Below are 3688 nucleotides of genomic sequence, written 5' to 3' on the forward strand. Positions count from 1 at the left end.
ACTCCAACCCTAGTGCTTTCATTTTATCGTGAAAGCCTAGCGGATATAGTTGACTGCAACTGCTAACTTTGCTACAAATTGCAACTCACAGTCCGCTGCTTAAATCGGCAGCAAAGACTGTATGGGGAAGAGGGTTTGCTAGGATAAATAGGCTAAGACTAATAGAATGATTGTCACCCCTTGAGCTGTAATCCATGTTTGACGCCCTTGCCGAACGCCTTGAATCTGCTTGGAAAACCCTACGGGGTCAAGACAAAATTACGGAAAACAATATCCAGGAAGCTCTTAGGGAAGTGCGGCGCGCCCTATTAGAGGCCGATGTCAACCTACAGGTCGCCAAAGACTTTATTGAAAACGTCCGTCAGCGGGCGATCGGTGCCACAGTCATTGCCGGGGTTCGTCCCGATCAGCAATTTATCAAAATTGTTTATGATGCCCTCGTTGAGGTCATGGGGGAATCCCACAGTCCCCTTGCTCACGGGGAGTCACCACCCACGATTATTCTCATGGCGGGTTTACAGGGAACGGGGAAAACCACCGCCACCGCAAAGTTAGCTCTGCACCTACGCAAAGAAGGCCGCAGTGCTCTGTTGGTGGCTACCGATGTCTATCGTCCCGCTGCCATTGACCAGTTGATGACCCTTGGCAAACAAATTGATGTGCCCGTGTTTGAAATGGGTACAGAGGTTAGCCCTGTGGAAATTGCTCGCCAAGGGGTGGCCAAAGCCAAGGAACTGGGTGTGGATACCGTGATTATTGACACTGCGGGGCGCCTACAAATTGATGCCGAGATGATGGCAGAACTGGCGGCCATTAAGGAAGCAGTACAACCCCACGAAACCCTCTTGGTGGTGGATGCGATGACCGGGCAAGAGGCGGCCAACCTCACCCGTGCTTTCCATGAGCAGGTGGGGATTACGGGGGCCATTCTCACCAAGCTAGATGGCGATACACGCGGTGGCGCAGCTCTCTCGGTGCGTCAGGTCTCTGGACAGCCGATTAAGTTTATTGGTGTTGGTGAAAAAGTCGAAGCTCTCCAGCCTTTCTATCCCGATCGCTTGGCTTCGCGCATCTTGGGGATGGGGGATGTCCTCACCCTTGTCGAAAAAGCCCAAGAGGAAGTGGACTTGGCCGATGCCGAAAAAATGTCCCGCAAAATCCTCGAAGCCCAGTTTGACTTTGATGACTTCCTCAAGCAACTGCGCTTGCTAAAAAATATGGGTTCCCTGGCGGGAATTATGAAGCTCATCCCCGGCATGAATAAAATTTCAACGGAGCAACTCCAGCAGGGGGAACAGCAACTGAAACGGGCAGAAGCAATGATTAACTCCATGACCCGCGAAGAGCGCCGCAATCCTGAACTTCTTGCCAGTTCCCCCAGTCGCCGTGAACGGGTGGCCAAAGGTTCCGGTTATCAAGTAGCCGATGTTACAAAGTTGGTCAGCGATTTCCAACGCATGCGATCGCTGATGCAGCAGATGGGTCAAGGGAGCTTTCCGGGAATGGGGATGCCGGGTCTGAACCCAATGGGTCGAGGGGGACGTGCCCAGACTGCCAAAAAGCCCAAGAAGCAAAAGAAACGCAAGGGCTTTGGTGTTCTCTAAGCACTGCCCTGACTACAAGGGGCGATAGACCCGATAGTTAATGTGGGGGAAGATATTGTCAATCGCTTCCACCTTTTCCAGCCAGCCGGCATCAATTTTTTGTGCCTTGATGTCATCGTAGAGCTTGTGGAAGCGCATCAGGTGGCTACGGGTGCGGCGAACCGCATAGGGCACCATCGTTCCCGTCCGCATAATAAAGGCCCAGTCGGAGGATTGGGCAAGGAGCAATTCCCGTGCCGCTTGGTTGAGGGCACGCCAACTCAGTTCATCCCACGGCTCCCCTTTGGCCAGTTCGATCATCCGTTCAGCAGCCTTATGGAGGTGAGGGTAAATCCAAGCATTGGTGTCATTCAGCCAATATTCATGAAAGCCCTTGTAGCCCCAACTGGACTGGGAAGGACGGCACACCTGCTGGGTGGGATGGGCGCGCAGATAGTCTGCCAAGTGGGTCATGGTAAAGGTGTCTTGGTCAAACCAGACCTTGCGGAAGAGAAAGTCAAGGAACCAAGGCCCTTCATACCACCAGTGGCCATAGAGTTCAGCATCGTAGGGAGAGACCACAATCGGCGGACGCTGCATCAGTTGGTACAGGTAGCGAATTTGGTTTTCGCGGTTGAACATGAAATTGGCAGCGTGTTCGGCAGCTTTTTCCCGTGCCCAGTAGGGGTCATAGAGCTGCTTATCCCCTAGACCAAGGCCACGCCCAGTAATTTTGTGGTACTTAATCCCGGTATTTTTGCGTTGGCCATTGGGCATGATATAGGGCTTGATGTATTCGTAGTCCGCTTCCCAACCCAAGTCCTTGTAAAACTCACGGTATTCAGGTGCCCCCGGATAGCCCACCTCCGATGACCACACCTGCTGGGAGGATTCGTGATCACGGCCAAAGGCAGCCACCCCAGTTTCGGTAAAAATGGGGGCATAGGTGCCAAAGCGAGGGCGGGGACGAGCATAGAGAATACCGTGGCCATCGGTAATGAAATAGCGCAAACCAGCATCCGCCAGCATTCGCTCTAGGCCTTCGTAGTAGGCGCACTCTGGTAGCCAGATGCCCTTGGGTGGACGCCCAAAGGTTTGCTCGTAGTGCTCACAGGCCACCTGTAGTTGTGCCCACACCGCTTGGGGATACATTTTCATTAGGGGCAGGTAGCCGTGGGTGGCACCACAGGTAATGATTTCCAGGTTATTAGTGTCTTGAAACTGCTTAAAGGCCTTGATGAGGTCGCGATCGTAGTTTTCCCATGTCTGCCGTACGCGGTTGAATTCTTGGGCATAGTGCTCGGCTAGGTAGCGGATATGGCCATTGTAGGTATTGTGCTCTACCTCTAGTTCCGCCAGTTCCTCTAGTTTTGCCAAGTGCTGATCGTAGCGTTCCTGCAACAGCGGATCCCGCAGCATTGAAATTAATGGCGGCGTCATACTCATTGTGATTTTGAAGTCTACGCCGTCACGCTTTAGCCCCTCAAACATCCGGATCAGGGGCACATAGGTTTCCGTAATCGCCTCAAAGAGCCACTCTTCTTCTAAAACGTAGTCACTCTCGGGGTGGCGGACAAAGGGGAGGTGAGCATGCAAAACCAGCGCTAAATAACCAATTGCCATAGGAAGTTTGCCTATTGATGTATTTGGGACAACGGCGGGGGATCAATGAGATCAGTTGAGTTTCCCCCATCTTAGGCGAAATAGCCAAATCTGCAACGGGTCATTTTTATCTTTTCTTCACATTTATCGTTAGTCTGACATTTTTGCCATGGAGGGTACTACGTATGGCCGGTATGGCCGCCAACCCACGCCGCAGAATTTCGGTTCTGGGCAGGGATGGAGAATCTCAACCAGAATTTCTAGGGAATCCACTAGGCGAGGCCCCGGACGGTTGAAATAGGCGTTGCCATCCACAATGTACAGTTGACCGGTTTGCAGGGCACGCAATTGCTGCCACTGGGGATGGGTTTGCAATGCTTGGTCAAGCTCTTGCTGGGTGCGTTCCAGGTCAAAACCACAGGGCATGACAAGGATTACTTCGGGGTCGATCGTCAGCAGGGTTGACCACTCAATGTAGGGGGAATGCTTGCCGGCGGTACACA

Annotated in this window: 3 protein-coding genes; 1 reads left to right on the plus strand and 2 read right to left on the minus strand. The window is 52.7% G+C overall.

Going from position 1 to position 3688, the window contains the following annotated elements; genetic code table 11:
* Positions 1-194: 194 nt before the first annotated feature.
* Complete coding sequence (ffh, locus tag H8Q75_RS01120; protein ID WP_024125007.1) at positions 195-1604, plus strand: signal recognition particle protein; 1410 nt, start codon at positions 195-197, stop codon at positions 1602-1604.
* A gap of 12 nt (positions 1605-1616) precedes the next feature.
* Here ffh and H8Q75_RS01125 read toward each other — a convergent pair whose 3' ends face one another.
* Positions 1617-3206, minus strand: a complete 1590-nt coding sequence (locus H8Q75_RS01125) for a glycoside hydrolase family 57 protein (protein WP_024125008.1) — start codon at positions 3204-3206, stop codon at positions 1617-1619.
* 129 nt (positions 3207-3335) lie between these two features.
* Positions 3336-3688, minus strand: a 353-nt coding sequence (locus H8Q75_RS01130) for an ABC transporter substrate-binding protein (protein ID WP_297039737.1), incomplete at its 5' end; no start/stop codon positions are given.

It is taken from the genome of Thermosynechococcus sp. OHK43 (assembly GCF_014466085.1).
In the GTDB taxonomy this organism is placed as follows: domain Bacteria; phylum Cyanobacteriota; class Cyanobacteriia; order Thermosynechococcales; family Thermosynechococcaceae; genus Thermosynechococcus.